The sequence below is a fragment of the Aliihoeflea sp. PC F10.4 genome, assembly GCF_054612275.1.
In genome coordinates this window covers 3891189-3907770 of sequence record NZ_JBTSWH010000001.1, presented here as the reverse complement: position 1 = coordinate 3907770, position 16582 = coordinate 3891189, and the positions used below count along the sequence as shown (strand labels likewise).

Annotated in this window: 15 protein-coding genes; 1 reads left to right on the top strand and 14 read right to left on the bottom strand. The window is 59.6% G+C overall.

Annotated elements, in window-relative coordinates; genetic code table 11:
- Positions 1 to 4: 4 nt before the first annotated feature.
- From ACX82Z_RS19570 to ACX82Z_RS19530, 9 genes are all read right to left on the bottom strand, one after another.
- A complete protein-coding gene (locus tag ACX82Z_RS19570; protein ID WP_459590739.1) occupies positions 5 to 1534 on the bottom strand; it encodes a tripartite tricarboxylate transporter permease in 1530 nt (509 codons plus the stop codon).
- A 13-nt stretch (positions 1535 to 1547) separates the two neighbouring features.
- The gene (locus ACX82Z_RS19565) at positions 1548 to 1997 is read right to left on the bottom strand and encodes a tripartite tricarboxylate transporter TctB family protein (RefSeq protein ID WP_459590738.1); all 450 of its coding nucleotides are present in this window, start codon (positions 1995 to 1997) and stop codon (positions 1548 to 1550) included.
- 64 nt (positions 1998 to 2061) lie between these two features.
- Complete coding sequence (locus ACX82Z_RS19560) at positions 2062 to 3039, bottom strand: tripartite tricarboxylate transporter substrate-binding protein (RefSeq protein ID WP_459590736.1); 978 nt, start codon at positions 3037 to 3039, stop codon at positions 2062 to 2064.
- Between the two features lie 223 nt (positions 3040 to 3262).
- The gene (locus ACX82Z_RS19555) at positions 3263 to 4597 is read right to left on the bottom strand and encodes a sigma-54-dependent transcriptional regulator (protein ID WP_459590735.1); all 1335 of its coding nucleotides are present in this window, start codon (positions 4595 to 4597) and stop codon (positions 3263 to 3265) included.
- Positions 4594 to 6435, bottom strand: a complete 1842-nt coding sequence (locus ACX82Z_RS19550; protein ID WP_459590733.1) for a sensor histidine kinase — start codon at positions 6433 to 6435, stop codon at positions 4594 to 4596. The genes ACX82Z_RS19555 and ACX82Z_RS19550 overlap by 4 nt, the downstream gene beginning before the upstream one ends.
- Before the next feature lie 91 nt (positions 6436 to 6526).
- Entirely contained in the window at positions 6527 to 7378 is an 852-nt protein-coding gene (locus ACX82Z_RS19545; protein WP_459590732.1) for an ABC transporter permease, read from the bottom strand.
- Positions 7375 to 8256 (bottom strand): ABC transporter permease, encoded by an 882-nt coding sequence (locus tag ACX82Z_RS19540; RefSeq protein WP_459590730.1) that lies wholly within the window; start codon positions 8254 to 8256, stop codon positions 7375 to 7377. The genes ACX82Z_RS19545 and ACX82Z_RS19540 overlap by 4 nt, the downstream gene beginning before the upstream one ends.
- A gap of 48 nt (positions 8257 to 8304) precedes the next feature.
- The gene (locus tag ACX82Z_RS19535) at positions 8305 to 9027 is read right to left on the bottom strand and encodes a transporter substrate-binding domain-containing protein (protein ID WP_459590728.1); all 723 of its coding nucleotides are present in this window, start codon (positions 9025 to 9027) and stop codon (positions 8305 to 8307) included.
- Between the two features lie 30 nt (positions 9028 to 9057).
- Complete coding sequence (locus ACX82Z_RS19530) at positions 9058 to 9834, bottom strand: ABC transporter ATP-binding protein (protein WP_459590726.1); 777 nt, start codon at positions 9832 to 9834, stop codon at positions 9058 to 9060.
- A gap of 163 nt (positions 9835 to 9997) precedes the next feature.
- Here ACX82Z_RS19530 and holA point away from each other — a divergent pair, with 163 nt between their 5' ends.
- Entirely contained in the window at positions 9998 to 11032 is a 1035-nt protein-coding gene (gene holA, locus ACX82Z_RS19525) for a DNA polymerase III subunit delta (RefSeq protein ID WP_459590725.1), read from the top strand.
- Positions 11033 to 11074: 42 nt separating this feature from the next.
- Here the strand turns inward: holA and ACX82Z_RS19520 are convergent, their stop codons facing one another.
- Genes ACX82Z_RS19520 through mnmE form a run of 5 tightly spaced genes read right to left on the bottom strand, consistent with a single transcriptional unit; the run spans position 11075 to position 16574 of the window.
- The gene (locus tag ACX82Z_RS19520; protein WP_459590723.1) at positions 11075 to 11965 is read right to left on the bottom strand and encodes a ParB/RepB/Spo0J family partition protein; all 891 of its coding nucleotides are present in this window, start codon (positions 11963 to 11965) and stop codon (positions 11075 to 11077) included.
- 10 nt (positions 11966 to 11975) lie between these two features.
- The gene (locus tag ACX82Z_RS19515) at positions 11976 to 12776 is read right to left on the bottom strand and encodes a ParA family protein (RefSeq protein ID WP_459911895.1); all 801 of its coding nucleotides are present in this window, start codon (positions 12774 to 12776) and stop codon (positions 11976 to 11978) included.
- Positions 12776 to 13405 (bottom strand): 16S rRNA (guanine(527)-N(7))-methyltransferase RsmG, encoded by a 630-nt coding sequence (rsmG, locus tag ACX82Z_RS19510; RefSeq protein WP_459590721.1) that lies wholly within the window; start codon positions 13403 to 13405, stop codon positions 12776 to 12778. Before rsmG ends, ACX82Z_RS19515 begins: the two co-directional genes overlap by 1 nt.
- A complete protein-coding gene (gene mnmG, locus ACX82Z_RS19505) occupies positions 13402 to 15276 on the bottom strand; it encodes a tRNA uridine-5-carboxymethylaminomethyl(34) synthesis enzyme MnmG (RefSeq protein ID WP_459590720.1) in 1875 nt (624 codons plus the stop codon). The genes rsmG and mnmG overlap by 4 nt, the downstream gene beginning before the upstream one ends.
- 5 nt (positions 15277 to 15281) lie before the next feature.
- Complete coding sequence (mnmE, locus tag ACX82Z_RS19500; RefSeq protein ID WP_459590718.1) at positions 15282 to 16574, bottom strand: tRNA uridine-5-carboxymethylaminomethyl(34) synthesis GTPase MnmE; 1293 nt, start codon at positions 16572 to 16574, stop codon at positions 15282 to 15284.
- Between the last annotated feature and the right edge of the window lie 8 nt (positions 16575 to 16582).

Sequence of the window (16582 nt, the reverse complement as noted above, 5' to 3'; positions counted from 1 at the left end):
CCAATCAGGAGCCTCCGGCCTGCTCGGCCGCCAGTTCGGCGCGCGTGAGTTTCCGCTGCTTGATCGCCGACCATATGCCCCAGATGAGAAGCAATAGCGTGATCGCCATCACGGTCGCCGAGATCGGTCGATCGATGAAGGTCGAGAAATTGCCGCGCGACAGGAGCATCGCTCGCCGGAAATGCTCTTCCATCATCGGCCCCAACACAAAGCCGAGGAGAAGCGGAGCGGCCGGGAAATCGAAAATGCGCATCGCATAGCCGACGAAACCGAAGAAGACGACGAGCCAAACCTCGAATGCACTGTTGTTGACCGAATACGTGCCGATGCAGATGAACACCAGAACGGCCGGGTAAAGGAGATGATAGGGAATGGTCAAAAGCCGTACCCAAAGGCCGATCAGCGGCACGTTGAGGACGACGAGCATCAGATTGCCGATCCAGAACGACATAATAAGGCCCCAGAACAGCGAGGGCTGCTCGTTGATCAGGCTGGGACCAGGGGCGATGCCGTGGATCATCAGCGCGCCTAGCATCAGCGCCATGGTCGGGCTGCCGGGAATGCCGAGCGAAAGCGTCGGAATGAACGCGGTCTGGTCGGCAGCATTGTTGGCTGATTCGGGCGCCGCAATGCCTTCAACCGCGCCCTTGCCGAACCGTTTCGGGTCTTTCGAGACGCGCTTTTCCATCGCATAGGCGATGAAGGCGGCAATCGACGGCCCGGTACCCGGGAGAGCACCGAAAAACGCTCCGATCGCGGAACCGCGCAGGACGGGTCCGCCTGCGCGCTTTACCTCGTCCTTGGTCGGCTTCATCGCCCGGAACGACACGCTCTTGCGGTCGATAGTCGACGTATGAACATTGCGAACTGAGGCGATCACCTCGGAGACGCCGAAGATACCCATGGCGAGCGCCACCAGACTGACAGCATCCGTCAGTTCCAAAACGCCGAAAGAAAAGCGCGGCGTGCCGGTGTAGATGTCAGCCCCGACCGTGCCGAACATGATGCCGAGAATCACCATGGCGAGACCTTTGACCGCCGAGCCGTCGGAAATGGTTGCCGCGGCCACGAGGCCCATCACCATCAGCGCGAAATACTCGGCCGAACCGAAACTCAGCGCATAGGTCGCGATGACCGGACCGAACAGCATGATCAGCAGGATGCCGATCGAGCCGCCCGCGAAGGAGGAAAGCGCTGCGGTGAGAAGCGCGACGCCGCCGCGTCCCGAGCGAGCCAGCGGATAGCCGTCGAGACAGGTCACGGCATTGGCGGGCGTGCCGGGAATGTTGAGCAGGATCGCGGCGATCGAGCCGCCATAGGTCGTGCCGTACCAGATGCCGCCGAGCATGATCAAAGCCGTCGTCGGCTCCAGATAGAACGTGATCGGCAACAGCATCGAGATCGCCGAAATCGCACCGACGCCAGGAATGACGCCGATTATGGTCCCGACCAGAACGCCGATGAAGCAATAGAGAAGGTTCGTGCTGGAAAGGGCGGTGTCGAGGCCGAGCGCGATATTTGAAAAAAGGTCCATGGTCTAATCCTCCTCAGAACGGCCAGCGATACATGGCCATTGGCAGTCCAAGACCGACGGAAAAGATCAGCCACGACATGATGCAAAGGACGGCGCACAGAAGGAAAAGGCTGACTGGCCGGACACGCAGTTCAGCGAACGACGACAGGACCGTCACGCCGACGATCGCCGGCAAGAGCCCGAAAGGCCTGATCATGAGCGCGAATGCGCCGACGCCCAGCATGATGAACAGAGGTGTCCAGATGCGAACCGTGATCTTCGGACCTGGCTTGAAGAAAGCCGGAATCACCATTGCCACGCCGAAAAGGGCGAGCGTTATCCCCAGCGCGACCGGAAACATGCCCGGCCCCATGCGCCGCAGCGTGCCCATGTCGTAATGCGTCGCGGCGTACCAGGAAAACAAAAGGCCGCCGAAGATCAAAAGGCCGCCGCCGACGATGTCACGATAGTCGCGGGTTAGCATCCGCACCTCCCTATAGGTGAAGGGCCGCCTTTGCCGGGCGGCCCCTCAATTGCAGTTTTCAAGCTCAGTTCGCGTAGACGCCGGCCGCCTCGATGATCGGGCGCCACAGATCGATTTCGCTCTGGAGCTTGGCCTGGAGCGCTTCTGGCGTTGCGTCCTCGGCCGGCGAGGGAACAGTTCCCAGATCGCCGAAGCGGGCGATGACCGTTTCATCGGCGAGTGCAACCTGCAACGCCTGGCTCAAACGCTGAACAACCTCGTCCGGCGTATCCTTCGGTGCGTAGAGACCGTGCCAGATAGACACCTCGAACCCTTCGATGCCGGATTCGGCGCCGGTCGGAACGTCCGGCAGGCTTTCAACGCGATCGGGAACGGTCACGGCGAATGCCTTGATCGAGCCTTCATTGATCTGCGGAACGGTATTGGTGGTCTGGTCGCACATCAGATCGACCTGTCCGCCCATCAGGTCGGTGAGCGCAGGGCCGGTACCCTGATAGGGAATGGTCGTCATTTGCGTGTCGATGGCGTCCATGAACAGGAGGCCGCACAGATGCGACGCCGCGCCGATGCCGGCATTCGCATACATCACATCCTCACCGCCCTCGCGGACATAGTTGACGACTTCCTCGAGCGTTTCGGCTTCGAGATCGGGACGGCTGACCATGACCATCGGAACCTCGGTGACGAGACCGACGTAGGAGAAATCTTCGAGCGCGTTGAACGGAAGCTCGCGGTAAAGCGTAGCCGTCGTCGCCATGCCGATATGGTGGAGAAGCAGCGTGTAACCGTCCGGCTGCGACTGTGCGACGCGCCCCGCCCCAAGCGTGCCGCCGGCTCCGCCGACATTCTCAACGACGATCTGCTGACCAAGATCGGCGCTCATTGCCTGAGCAACGAGACGCGTTACGGTGTCGGTGGGACCGCCGGCCGAGAACGGCACGACGATGGTGATCGGCTGAGCCGGGTAGTCCTGCGCGGCCGCGATCTGCGGCGTGAGCGCCATGGCGGTGGCAAGCGTCAAAGACGCGACAAGAGCTTTCATCTGAAGTCCTCCCTTGGGAAAGCACGTCAACCGGCCCGGCGAGTTTGATCCTCCGCACACCGGTCAGTGAGAGCGATTAGAAAAAGCTGGAGAACGGGATGACAACGACTGATCGGAAATAAACGTCATCAGATGAGAATTGATTTCGTTCGCTTGGGTGGATTTCGTAACATTTGGAGCGAAGCGTGTGTGAAGGTCTACCCATTTTAAATGATGAGAGCGCTCAAGAGTGTTTCTTGTCCAGTTCGTAACGCTGCATTTTCTCGTAAAGTGTCTTTCGTGAAATGCCGAGCGCCTCATAGACGGGCTTGAGGCTGCCACCATGCGAACGCAAAGCATCCGCTATGACAGTTTTTTCGAAGCGGGCAACACGTTCGCCCAGCCTCAGGCCCGCATCGCCCACCGGCAACGGATCGAGCCCATCGATACCCAGCCCAAGTACGCAACGATCGGCGGCGTTGCGCAATTCGCGAACATTGCCCGGCCAGTCGCGCCGGGTGATCTCGGCAAGTAGCGGTTGAGGGATATCGACCATCTCGCGGCGATAGCGCCCTGCCGCTTCCCGAACGAGCTGGAGGAAAAGGACCGGTACGTCCTCGCGGCGCGCGCTGAGCGGCGGAATGCGCAGCGTGACGACATTGAGCCTGTAAAGAAGGTCGGCGCGAAACCGGCCTGCACTCGTTTCGTCCTCCAGTTCCACCTTGCTCGTCGCGATGAAACGGACGTCGAGCGGGATCTGTTCGTTCGACCCCAGACGTACGATCATCCTGTCCTGAATGACACGGATGAGCTTGGCCTGCAGATCGGCCGGCATCGAGCCGATCTCGTCCAGCAGCACCGTTCCGCCGCGCGCGTGTTCGAATTTTCCGTATCGCGCGCGGATCGCGCCTGGAAAAGCGCCAGCCTCGTGGCCGAAAAGCTCGCTCTCGATGAGATTGGCGGGCAGGGCAGCGCAGTTGATTGCAACGAACGGCTTCGTCGAACGGCCGCTCAGATCATGCAGCGCGCGTGCCGCAACCTCCTTGCCAACGCCCGTGTCGCCGACGATTAGAACGTCCGCGTCAGTAGCCGCGACGGCGCGCAGGCGGTAACGCAGGTCGATCATCGCCGGAGAGCGGCCCAGAAGCCTTGCCTCGACATCGTCGCGCTGGCCCGCCGCCGCGCGCAGGAGCCGATTTTCCAGAACCAGACTGCGCCAGTCGATCGCGCGCAGTGCGACGTCGGCGAGATGCTGACCGTTGAACGGTTTCTCGATGAAGTCATATGCCCCTTCGCGCATCGCCCGCACCGCGAGTTGCACATCGCCATGCCCGGTCACGAGAATGACTGGAACGTCGGCATCGATGTCGCGAACCTTGGACAGAAGTGTCATGCCGTCCATGCCCGGCATGCGGATGTCGCTGATAACCACGCTCTTGAACCCGGGTGTTATGTAATCGAGCGCCGGCTCGGCGGCCGCGAACTCGCTCACGTCGAAACCGGCGAGTTCGAGCGTCTGTGCCGTCGAGCGCCGGATCTCCTCTTCGTCGTCGATGAGCAATAGGGACGGCGGCGTCATTCGGCGGCCTCGCGGATTTCCAGTGTCGACGCATCAAGCAGGATCGTAACGAGCGCACCGCCTTCAAGGTGACGCTCCACCGTCAACTCGCCGCCGAAATCCTTGACGATGTTATAGGAGATCGAAAGTCCGAGGCCGAGACCCTTGCCGACGCCTTTCGTCGAAAAGAACGGGTCGAAGATGCGCCCCGCGATCGCCTCGGGCACCCCGGGGCCATGGTCGCGGATTGTGATCGCGATGCGCTCGCCGAGCGGCTGGGCACGCAACTCGATGTTGCGGTCTGCAAGCCCTTCGACCGCATCGGCGGCATTCGCGATGATGTTGACGAGCACTTGCTGCATCCGCACGGAGCCCGCACTGACGACGAGCGGTTCCGGGCCGAGATCGACGATAAGGTTCGCATCCGCCGCCTTCAGCCGCCATGCGATGATTTCCATCGTGTCCCTGACGACCTCGTCCAGAAGGACGGGACCGAGCTTTTCGTTCGGCTTGCGCGCGAAATTGCGCAGATGCCGGCTGATCGACGCCATCCGGTCGATCAGTCTCGATATGCGCTGGACATTGTCTCGTGCCTCGTCAGGGCGCTGGCGTTCGATGAGCACTGCGGCGTTGTCGGCATAGGAGCGCGCTGCCGCAAGCGGCTGGTTGAACTCGTGCGACAGCGCAGCCGACATCTGGCCGAGCGCGGCAAGCTTGCCCGCCTGAACGAGGTCGGACTGCGTCTTTCGAAGCGCGCGCTCGGTCGCCCTGCGCTCACCGACTTCCTCCTCCAGCAGGCGATTGACGGCGGCGAGGTCGGCGGTGCGCTCCGCAACGCGCCGCTCGAGCGTTTCCTGCGCCTCGCGCTGGACCTGAAGCCGTTCGGCGAGCCGTGCGCGCCGTTGCAGCCAGGCGATCGCACCCAATGTTCCAAGGCCGATGAGAAGCATCAGCAAGGCGATCGTCGTCAATGCCTGCGCGCGTGCCGACGCGGTGTCGAGCAGAACTTTCACCGTCCAGTCGGCTTCAGGCATCACCTCGGTGATGGCAAGATACTCGCGCGCCCCGTCTGCGCCAGCTATCCTCATGAGGTTGAGCCCGTCGGCCGTCCTGCTGCGCGTTACGGGCAGTTCGGTCAGATCCGCATCCGCATAGCGCCTTGTGGCAGCGGTACGCGCCCGCCGCTCTTCGGTCAGCGGTTCCACGGCCGAGAACATCCATTCCTGCCGGCCGGTCATGAAGACGATGCCTTCGGGGTCTGTCACGATGATCTCGTAGTCGCTGCCCCGCCAGGAGCGCTCGATCGCATCGACATCGACCTTGAACACGACGACGCCTGCGATCTGATTGGCGATCTGGATCGGCGCACCGAAATAATAGCCACGCTTCAAAGAGGTTGTACCGAGCGCGAAGAACCGCCCGTTCTTGCCGGCAAGGGCATTCTGAAAATAGGGTCGGTAACTGAAATTCTCGCCGACGAAGGAGGTCGGCCCGTCGAAATTCGATGCCGCGAGTGTCGTTCCGCTCGGCGCCATCACATAGATGTCCGATGATTCCAGAAGCTCGTTGATCGATTTGAGATAGACATTGACGGCGTCGACGAGATTGCGGTCGTCCGGACGCACCGCAAGCGCTTTTATGGTGTCCTGATCGGCGATGAGCTGCGGCAGCTTCTCGTAGCGATCGAGCTGGCCGCGCAACGCCGTGACGGCGAGTCCGAGCGTGTTCGCACCGCGCGTTGCCGCCTGATCCAGATAGATTGCGGTCACGGTGCGCGTTCCGAACCACGCGACGAGCACGGCAAGCATCGCGGCGGCAACCGCCAACCCGATCGAATGTCGACGCCGAAGCTCGTTCATCTTGCGTTTCGCACGCCTCCCATTCCTGCCCTGGCATCGACTATAGCGCGGCATTTAAACCGCTGTCGAACGGGTAGGGCGCCGCCTGCCGCTATCGGATATATTGCGGACGGAAGCGGAACCTTGGCCGGGCAGTCTGTGGCAGATGCCGGTTCAGCCGCTTGTTGGCAAGCCCGAACAGGCCGATGACGACAAGTGTCAGCAAAATGAAATACGCCGCCACGATCGGATAGCTGACGAAGGGATTGAAGGTCTGGTCGGCGAAATAGCGTGCGTAATAGAGCGCGTCGCCCGATTGCTGCCAGGACGGAAAACCCGAGAAAAAGACAAGCGTCGTCGCGTGCGTCAGAAAGATCGCTTCATTGGTGTAGGATGGCCAGGCAAGCCGCAGCATCGTCGGCCATATGATGCGGCGGAATTTTGAGAAGCCGCTCATTCCATAGGCGTCGGCTGCTTCGAGATCGCCCTTGGGGATCGAACGCAGGGCACCGTAGAAGATTTCCGCCGTGTAGGCCGACGTGTTGAACCACAGGACGACGAGCGCACCGCTGGTGGCGCGCGCCAGCCAGCGTGTTTCCGCCGTGATCGTTGTGAAGAGGAGATTGATCTCGATGCCGGCGCGCGGCAGGAGGATGAACAACTCGTAGGCGAAGAAGAACTGGATGAAGAGCGGCGAACCGCGAAACAGGAAGATGAATCCCGACGCAGGCTTGCTGAGGAGGCGGTTTTCGCTGAACTTTCCCAGTGCGAGCGCGGTCGCGACGAAGAAGCCGGCGGCAAGCGCGAGCACGGCGAAATATACGTTCCAGATCAGGCCGGATGCGATCAAAAACACCTGATCGCACAAGGTGATGTCCAGTCCGCGCGGAAGCAGGCGCTCGCCATAGTCGCCACCAAGCGAACGCAGGATATAGGCGTCGAAACTTTCCTGGCAGCTCCTCATGCGGCCACCCTTCTCTGGCGCTCGCCGGCGGCCGTCGCCTGTCCATGGCTGAAACGGCGCATCAGCCATTCGAAGACGCGTTCGCTGCATGCGGTCAGCGCGAGGTAGAAGATCAGCACGACGAGGAAATACCAGACCCGCCAGTCGGGGTGCGGATAGGCGTAAAAGCCCGTCTTGTGGCCGCCCAGTTCCCGAGCCCAATAGACGATGTCGCGAATGCCGAGCAAAAAGAGCAGCGGCGTCGCCTTGATCAGGATCATCCACAAATTCGAAAGACCCGGCAGCGCGTAGACCCACATCTGCGGCAGGAGCACGCGGCGGAAAGCCTGCGGCTTCGTCATACCGTAGGCTTCCGCGGTTTCGGTCTGCGCCTTGGGAACGGCGTTCATCGCGCCATAAAGCGTGTTCGCGGCAAACGCACCGAACACCAGCGCGAAGGCGACCAGGGCCAGCGAGAACGCGTAGATGTCATGTACCCATGCCGGCGATGACGCGAGCGGAACCTTCGCTTGCGCGCAGACGAGGAAGTCGTTTCCGCGCCGGATCGGCATGTCCCAGTCCGGGCAGCGCACCTGATGCAGGATGTATTCGAGCGATTGGTCGATCGCGATCGGGATGAAGAGGAAAAAGACGATGTCGGGAACGCCGCGCACCATCGATGTATAAGTGCGTCCGACAAGCCGCACCGGGCCGATATGCGAGCGTGTGGCGAGAGCGCCGGCAAAGCCGAACGCCAAAGCGAAGGGCGCGGCCAGCAAGATCAGCACCATGACGACCACGAACGACCAGTAGAACGCCAGATGCGTCCCGCTCGTCAGATAGCAGGCGAACCACTGCCAGTCTGGCAGCGTGCTCGGGTCGGTGCAAAATTCGAACATCGGCGACATTCCGGGCGGCGCAGCGGCCGCCCGGCTTCAGTTCGAGGATCAGAAGGTTGGTGCGTCCGCGCCGAACCACTTGGTGATGAGCTCGTTCAGCGAACCGTCCGCCTTCATCTCGTCGATGGCGGCGTTGAACGTGTCGCGCAACTCCTCGTCCGACTGACGCAGGCCAATGCCGAGGCCTTCGCCGAGCTGGACATCCTCACCGACGAATTCGAAGTCGCCCTGTTCGACGTACTGGACGAGGAAGTCCTTGTCGGCCATCACGGCGTCGGCTTCGCCGGAGCGAACGGCAGCGATGGTCTCGTCCGGGGTCGGGAATTCGACCAGCGTGGCGTCGGTTTCAGCGACGTAGCTCGCCTGCATCGTGTTCGACTGCACGGCCACAACGCCGGTTGCGACCGATTCATCTGCACCGGTGGGTGCCATATATGCCGAAAGGTCGGCCGGCATGTAGTTCTGGCTGAAGCCGATGACCTGTTTGCGCGCATCGGTGATCGACATGCCAGCCATGATGGCGTCGTAATTGCCGCCGACGAGGTTCGGGATAATCGTATCCCAGTCGTTCAGGACCCATTCGCAATTGAGCTCGGCGCGCTCGCAAAGCGCATCGCCGAATTCGCGCTCGAAGCCGTCGAGTTCGTTCTGTTCGTTGATGAAATTGTAGGGTGGGTAAGCGCCTTCCGTGCCGATGCGCACGATATCTTGGGCAAGGGCGGTGCCTGACGCGAAGGCGAGCGCGGCAGTTGCCAGGATCAGCTTTTTCATTTTCTCAAGTTCTCCTCTGAGGTGGTTTTCTTATGCTTGTGTTGCACGGAGAAAGCCGCGCAACCTTTGTGTTTGCGGGTTGCCGAACAGCTCTTGCGGCGGGCCCTCTTCCTCGATCCTGCCCTGATGCAGGAAAACGACGTGATCGGAAACGTCCGCTGCAAGCCGCATGTCGTGCGTGACCAGAAGCATGGTGCGCCCCTCGTCCGCAAGAGCCTTGATGACGCGTACGACTTCCTGCTCAAGTTCGGGATCGAGCGCGGAGGTCGGCTCGTCGAACAAAAGCGCGCGCGGCTCCATGCAAAGCGCGCGGGCGATCGCCGCCCTTTGCTGCTGTCCACCGGACAACATGGCCGGATAGGAGCCGGCCTTGTCCGCTATGCCGACCTTGTCCAGCAAGGACAGCGCCCGTGCCTCGACCTCGTCGCGCGGCTGGCGCAGAACCGTAAGCGGCGCCTCCATCACGTTCTGCAGGATCGTCATGTGCGCCCACAGATTGAACTGCTGAAACACCATCGAAAGGTTTGACCGGATTCGGATCACCTGCGACCGATCGGCCGGATGACGGTGATGGCCGTGACCACGCCAACGGACGGGTTCGCCCTCGAACCGGATTTCACCGTCCTGACTGTCCTCGAGAAGGTTACAGCAGCGCAGGAGCGTCGACTTTCCCGAGCCGGAAGATCCGATCAGCGACACGACATGCCCCCGCGGCGCGGTCATGTCGACGCCCTTCAGGACTTCCAGATTGCCGTAGCTTTTGTGCAGATTCTCGATCGAGATGACCGGTGATTCAGTATTGGCCACGCGCGCCCTTTGCCGTGATAAAGTCGTTCAGCCGCAATAGGGCGCAAAAGTCGCCCAAATGCAACGCCTTCCGATCAGGTCAAGCTGTCGCGGGTGCCCGGTTGTCCTTCATATTGACTTCACCCCGTCGCTTGGTGCCTTTGATGCTGCCGAGGAGGCATGAATGGCCCAGAAGAAAGCCCATGAAGTCGACGCGTGGCTGGCACGGCCGCAAACCGCCTTTCCCGTCGTTCTTATCTACGGTCCCGACCGGGGGCTGGTATCTGAACGTGCATATGCGTTTGTCAAACAGTCCGGCTTTAACGCCAACGATGCATTTTCCACGGTCAGGCTCGATGCGGCTGAACTCGAAGCCGATCCCGGCCGCCTTTTCGACGAGGCGCATACCGTCGCGATGTTTGCCGAGCGCCGCCTGATATGGGTACGCGGCGCGGGCGCTCAAAAAGCTCTGGCGGGCGCGTTGAAGGATCTGTGCGCCGAGCCGCCAGAAAGCGCTGTCATTCTGGTCGAGGGTAGTGATCTGAAGAAGGGATCGCCGATCCGCGCGGCGATCGAGGCGGGAGCGGCCGGCATGGCCCTGCCCTGCTACGCCGATCAGGCGCGTGCGATCGACGCGGTCATCGACGAGGTTCTGGGACGCGACGCTCTGTCCATCGCTCCCGATGCGAGGCAGGCGCTCAAGGCGTCACTCGGCGGAGACAGGCTCGCGACGCGGGGCGAGATCGAAAAACTCGCGCTTTATGCACGCGAATTCGGACGTATCGAACTCGAACACGTCTCCGATATCGTCGGGGACGTTTCGGCAAAGTCGCTCGACGATGCGACCGATGCGATCCTGTCCGGCAATGTCGCCGCTTTCGACGGCGCTTATGCGGGCTGGATACGCGGCGGCAATGCACCGTTCCAATTGTTGTCGGCGGTCATGCGTCAGTTTCAGCAATTGGAACTTTTGCGAAGTGCTGTCGACAATGGCGCATCGGCGCAATCGGCAGTATCCAGCGCACGTCCACCCGTATTTTTTAGCCGGCGAAATATCGTGGAAAGTGCCGTGAAACGCTGGAATGCGAACGCGTTAGCACGCGCTCTTGCCAGATTGCAGGCAACGGTTCTGGCTTCCCGTAGCCGCGCGAACCTCGATACTTCCACCATTCGTCAGGCATTGCTCGCCGTTACGGTGGAGGCGGGACGACTACGATAAACGGCGTTGTTTCACGTGAGTCGAAACCATTAAATACTGCGCTTAATGCGTCCGTTGCAGCTTGTGACAAATTGCGTCCAGCTGTTCGAGAGTGGCGTAGCGAATCTTGATATCGCCGCCCTTTTGCCCGTGCGTGATCGATACCTTGAGTCCGAGCGCATCGGTCAGCGTCTTTTCCAGCGCGATCGTGTCGGCATCTTTCTGTGCACCACCACCTTCTGAGCGCGCCTTTGCCGTTTCGCCGGAACGAACAGGTTGTTGCGCGAGCGCCTCGGCCTGCCGGACCGAAAGCCCCTCCTCCACGATCCGGCTCGCAAGCCCGTCTGGATCGATCGCGGTAACGAGTGTACGCGCATGGCCGGCCGACAATGAACCGTCCGTCACCATTTCGCGCACACGCTGCGAAAGTTTTAGCAATCGCAACGTGTTGGCGACATGGCTTCGGCTCTTTCCGATAACCTGCCCGAGGTCGGCCTGCGTATAATTGTGCTCATCGATCAACTGCTGATAGCCGAGTGCTTCTTCGACGGCATTCAGATCGGCGCGCTGCACGTTCTCGATGATCGCAAGTTCAAGCGCCACGCGGTCGGTCACGTCTCGGATGACGACCGGTACTTCCGTCAGCCCTGCGCGCTGCGCTGCACGCCAGCGGCGTTCACCGGCGATGATTTCAAAGCTGTCGCCCGGCATGCGCCGAACGACGACCGGCTGAACGATACCGTGCTCCCGGATCGACTGGGTCAAATCTTCAAGATCGGGCTCGGCAAATGTTCGCCTGGGATTGCGCGGATTCGGCGCGATTCGCTCGATCCCTGCCAGCCCGTCCGCGCGAACCGTTGGGGTCTCATCCTGCGCAATACCTGGCTTGTCTAGATCACCGATCAGCGCCGCCAGACCACGACCAAGGCGTTTGCGTGACAGATCTTCGCTCATCTCTTACTCCCTAGGCGGCACGCAGCGTACGTTCACGGCGGATAACTTCGGACGCCAACTGCAGATAAGCTTGGCTGCCCGAGCACTTCAAATCATAGAGAATTGCCGGCTTTCCATATGAAGGCGCTTCGGAAACCCGCACATTCCGCGGGATCACCGTTTCATAAACCTTGTCGCCCATGTGGGTGCGCACATCCTGTACAACCTGATTAGCGAGATTGTTCCGACCGTCGAACATCGTCATCACAATCCCCTGGATCGTCAGACGAGGATTGAGACTGGTCCGCACCTGATTGACGGTGTGCAGTAGCTGGCTCAACCCTTCGAGGGCGAAAAACTCGCATTGAAGCGGCACGAGAACGGAATCGGCCGCCGCCATCGAATTGAGTGTCAGGAGATTGAGGGATGGGGGACAGTCGATCAGGATGTAATCATACGCGTCCGCGCCGCCATCCGTCGCTTCGATTGCTTTGCGAAGCCGCAACGCCCGGTCGGGAGAAGACGAAATCTCCATTTCAACACCAAGGAGATCGAGGGTCGACGGGACGACTGCAAGCCCCGGGACCGCGTTCTGCACGGCGGATTGCGCGATCGTGACGTCGCCGAGCAGAAGATCATAAGACGATATTTCGCGCTCGCTGCGCTCGACACCGAGGCCAGTACTGGCATTGCCCTGCGGATCGAGATCGATGATCAGCACACGCTCGCCGATTGCGGCGAGAGCGGTTGCAAGATTGATTGCCGTCGTCGTCTTGCCGACTCCGCCCTTTTGATTGGCGACGGTTATAATTCTCGGGCGCTTGGCAACCATCATGAATGCTCCAGACGCTTCACATTCGATATCTCGAGAATCCGACTCATCGGATCGACCATGCTTTGATGCTCTACCAGATCGAATGACCATTGGTCACGCGCTTTACGGATTTCGGCCGCGTAATCCCGACCTTTGTGATAGAGCGCCCGCCCGGCTCCAGGTGCAATCCAATGGTTTGTCATCGACAAAAGCGCGTTTAGATCGGCTAGCGCACGCGCGGACACGATATCCGGAGCGATGCCGTCAACGCCTTCAATGCGCTGTGTGAGGATATCGACTGGCAAATCGTATTGCGAAACGCAGGTCCGTAGAAACGCAGCTTTCTTGTGATTGCTCTCAACAAGCGTCAACCGGAGTTTTGAGCCAATGGCGAGAATCCCGATCACGATGCCAGGCAGTCCGCCGCCACTTCCCAGATCAAGCCATGTTCGGGCATGCCCGCGATAAGCCCAGAGTTGAACAGAATCGAGCACATGACGATCCCAGAATTCCGCCAGTGTCGAGGGTGCTGCTAGGTTTATGGAGCGGTTCCAGTGCTTGAACAGCACTTCGAAATCACGCAGACGCTCTACCGTTTCACGTGAAACGGTGACACCCGCTATGTCCACCTGCTGACCGAAAATCATGCGGCTTCGGAAGAATTATAACGCTCGCGATGCGCGAGAAGTAGGGACAACGCGGCTGGCGTCATGCCCTCGAGCTTCGATGCTTGCGCTATTGATTCCGGCTTGACCTGCGCTAGGCGACCACGCAATTCCGTCGAAAGTCCTGCAATTGCCGCGTAGTCGATAGTATCCGAAAGCCGTGCCGATTCCTGTTGTTTCAAGCGCTCGATGTCGCGATCCTGCCGCTTCATGTAAACAGCATATTTGGCTTCGATATCGATCAAACGAACGATGTTGGAATCAATCATATTAAGCTGTGGCCAAAGCACACGCAGTTTCTCGAATGTGATCGAAGCATAGCTCAACAAATCATAGGCCGACCTGCGGCGACCGTCGGCATTTATCGGAAGGCCAAGTTTGCCGGCCTCTCCTGATGTTAACGTAAGAGATTGAAGATCTGCTCTTGCACGATCGAGCTTGAATCGTCGCTCAATGTAAGCTTGTTCCCGACGAGCCCCAACCACGCCGGCCTTCATACCCAAAGGTGTCAGACGTTCTTCGGCATTATCCGCACGTAGAGAAAGCCTAAATTCCGCACGCGACGTGAACATGCGATAGGGCTCGCTTACGCCCTTGGAGACGAGATCGTCCACCATCACGCCGATATACGCGTCACCGCGAGACAGGATCGTCGGGTCGTTACCAGCGGCTCGATTTGCGGCATTGATGCCTGCGAGCAAGCCCTGCGCGCCAGCCTCTTCATAGCCTGTCGTTCCGTTAATCTGCCCTGCCAGAAACAATCCTTTGCACGACTTCGTTTCAAGCGATGGGGACAATTCTCGCGGATCGACATGATCATATTCAATCGCGTAGCCAGGCTGCACGATCTCAACCTGACCAAGACCAGGCAGAGAACGAACGAATGCGGTCTGCACATCGAGCGGCAGCGACGTCGAGATGCCGTTTGGATAGACAAGGTCGCTATCGAGCCCTTCCGGTTCTAGAAAAATCTGATGGCCGTTTCGATCACCGAAGCGAACGATTTTGTCTTCTATCGACGGGCAGTAACGCGGCCCGACACCTTCAATTGCCCCACTATACATGGCCGATCGACCGATATTCTCCCGGATCAACCGATGCGTCTCGTCGTTGGTTCGGGTGATCGCGCACGCAATCTGTTCGGTTTCGATCTGATCCGTCAGCAAGGAAAACGGCACCGGATGTGCATCCGCATCCTGCTTTTCGAGCGACGCCCAGTCGATCGTCCTACGGGACAGACGCGGCGGTGTACCTGTCTTTAGGCGTCCAAGTCTTAAACCGAGTGATGCAAGCGTTTGTGCAAGACCGGTGGTACCTGCTTCACCCATACGCCCGGCAGGAAATGTCTTGTCACCAATGTGGATGAGTCCGCGTAAGAATGTTCCGGTCGTTAAGACGACTGCGCCGCATGCAAGTCGCCCACCGTTCTTCAGCACAACGCTTGAAACGCGCCCGTCGACAATATCGATATCCACCACTTCGTCGGCCACGACATCCAGATTGGACTGTTCGAGAACGAGTTCGGTAACTGCCTTGGCGTAGAGCTTACGATCCGCTTGAGTGCGCGGGCCATGCACAGCAGGTCCTTTGCTGCGATTGAGGATGCGGAACTGAATGCCGGCACGGTCGGCCGCTCGCCCCATGATGCCATCCAGAGCATCAATCTCGCGAACAAGCTGGCCTTTTCCCAGACCGCCAATTGCCGGATTACACGACATGACGCCGAGATTATTGAGGCTCATCGTCACGAGAGCGGTAGTCGCACCCATACGCGCGGCCGCAGTTGCTGCCTCGACGCCAGCATGACCACCACCGACGACAACCACATCGTAAACAGATGAAACGTGTTTCACGTGAGTCATTTCCCTATGCAAAACCGGGAGAAGATATCGCCTAAAAGTTCTTCCACATCAACGGCGCCTGTAATACGGCCCAATGCATCTGTCGCCCTTCGCAATTCCTCGGCAATCAGCTCCGGTTCCAAAAGAGCCTTAGCAGACTTCATGCTCGAAACAGAGACTTCGATCTCCGCAACATGCCGATCCCGCGACGGCACAGTATCGTAAACACCAATATGCCGCTCGATCAAATCGCCGATAAAGGACAGCAACGCCTCAATACCATCACCGGTTTTTGTCGAAATGCGCGGCGATCCCGAATGGTTGATAATGTCGGATTTGGTATAGACCGCAAGAATCTTGGTGTCCGATTGGACGACTTGCAGACCGCTTCCATCGTCGAGCAGCAAAATGAGGTCTGCTTGGTCCATGGCATCGCGCGCACGTTCGATTCCGATCTGCTCGACTTCGTCCGTGGCATCGCGCAAGCCGGCGGTGTCTGTGACACGAACCAGATGGCCGTCAAGCTCGACACGTATATCGATCAGGTCACGCGTTGTGCCCGCAATGTCGGTGACAATCGCAACCTCACGCTTTGCTAAGTAATTGATAAAACTAGATTTTCCAGAGTTTGGGGGGCCAGCGACGACAATATGATAGCCATCATTGATGATCTCGGCTGCCGAAAAACCATTTAAATGGCGCTCCATAGCTGTGATGAGTTCGTCGAGCGGGTCGGCGAAAGCATTGCCGAACGCGTCCGGCACGTCCTCCTGATCGGAAAAGTCGAGGTCCGCTTCGACACGCGCCCATATGGAAATCAACTGGCTGCGCCAGCTTTCGTAAAGCCGCTTTTGCGCGCCGTCCGCATTGGCCAAAGCGAGTTTACGTTGTGCTTCGGTTTCGGCAACGATCAGATCGGAGAGGGCCTCGGCAGCAGTCAGGTCGATCTGCCCGTTCAAGAACGCCCGCATCGTGAACGCGCCAGGTTCGGCAGGTTCGAACCCTCCGATCGCCCCAAGACGACGCAGCAGTGCAGAAACGATCGCCCGGCTGCCATGGAGCTGAATTTCCAGCACGTCTTCGCCCGTAAAGCTTTTCGGAGCTGGAAAATAGATGCAAAGCGCCTTGTCGATGACCTCGCCATTGCCGTCCAAAACAGGCGTCAACGTGGCAACGCGCGGCTCAAGCGCGGAACGACCGGTGAGCAGCGGAATGGCTTGTGGCACATGTGGGCCTGACACACGCACGATGGCGACGCCTGCGGGAAGTTTCCCGCTCGAAAGTGCATAAATCGTCGAGGCTTGAGCCATGCAACTCT

What these genes read in the sequence shown, in the direction of transcription:
- ACX82Z_RS19555 (WP_459590735.1), bottom strand. Translation starts at nt 4,597, where the DNA reads ATGACGCCGCCGTCCCTATTGCTCATCGACGACGAAGAGGAGATCCGG.
- mnmE (WP_459590718.1), bottom strand. Translation starts at nt 16,574, where the DNA reads ATGGCTCAAGCCTCGACGATTTATGCACTTTCGAGCGGGAAACTTCCC.
- ACX82Z_RS19520 (WP_459590723.1), bottom strand. Translation starts at nt 11,965, where the DNA reads ATGAGCGAAGATCTGTCACGCAAACGCCTTGGTCGTGGTCTGGCGGCG.
- ACX82Z_RS19550 (WP_459590733.1), bottom strand. Translation starts at nt 6,435, where the DNA reads ATGAACGAGCTTCGGCGTCGACATTCGATCGGGTTGGCGGTTGCCGCC.
- ACX82Z_RS19535 (WP_459590728.1), bottom strand. Translation starts at nt 9,027, where the DNA reads ATGAAAAAGCTGATCCTGGCAACTGCCGCGCTCGCCTTCGCGTCAGGC.
- ACX82Z_RS19515 (WP_459911895.1), bottom strand. Translation starts at nt 12,776, where the DNA reads ATGGTTGCCAAGCGCCCGAGAATTATAACCGTCGCCAATCAAAAGGGC.
- ACX82Z_RS19565 (WP_459590738.1), bottom strand. Translation starts at nt 1,997, where the DNA reads ATGCTAACCCGCGACTATCGTGACATCGTCGGCGGCGGCCTTTTGATC.
- ACX82Z_RS19545 (WP_459590732.1), bottom strand. Translation starts at nt 7,378, where the DNA reads ATGAGGAGCTGCCAGGAAAGTTTCGACGCCTATATCCTGCGTTCGCTT.
- ACX82Z_RS19540 (WP_459590730.1), bottom strand. Translation starts at nt 8,256, where the DNA reads ATGTTCGAATTTTGCACCGACCCGAGCACGCTGCCAGACTGGCAGTGG.
- holA (WP_459590725.1), top strand. Translation starts at nt 9,998, where the DNA reads ATGGCCCAGAAGAAAGCCCATGAAGTCGACGCGTGGCTGGCACGGCCG.
- ACX82Z_RS19560 (WP_459590736.1), bottom strand. Translation starts at nt 3,039, where the DNA reads ATGAAAGCTCTTGTCGCGTCTTTGACGCTTGCCACCGCCATGGCGCTC.
- ACX82Z_RS19570 (WP_459590739.1), bottom strand. Translation starts at nt 1,534, where the DNA reads ATGGACCTTTTTTCAAATATCGCGCTCGGCCTCGACACCGCCCTTTCC.
- rsmG (WP_459590721.1), bottom strand. Translation starts at nt 13,405, where the DNA reads ATGATTTTCGGTCAGCAGGTGGACATAGCGGGTGTCACCGTTTCACGT.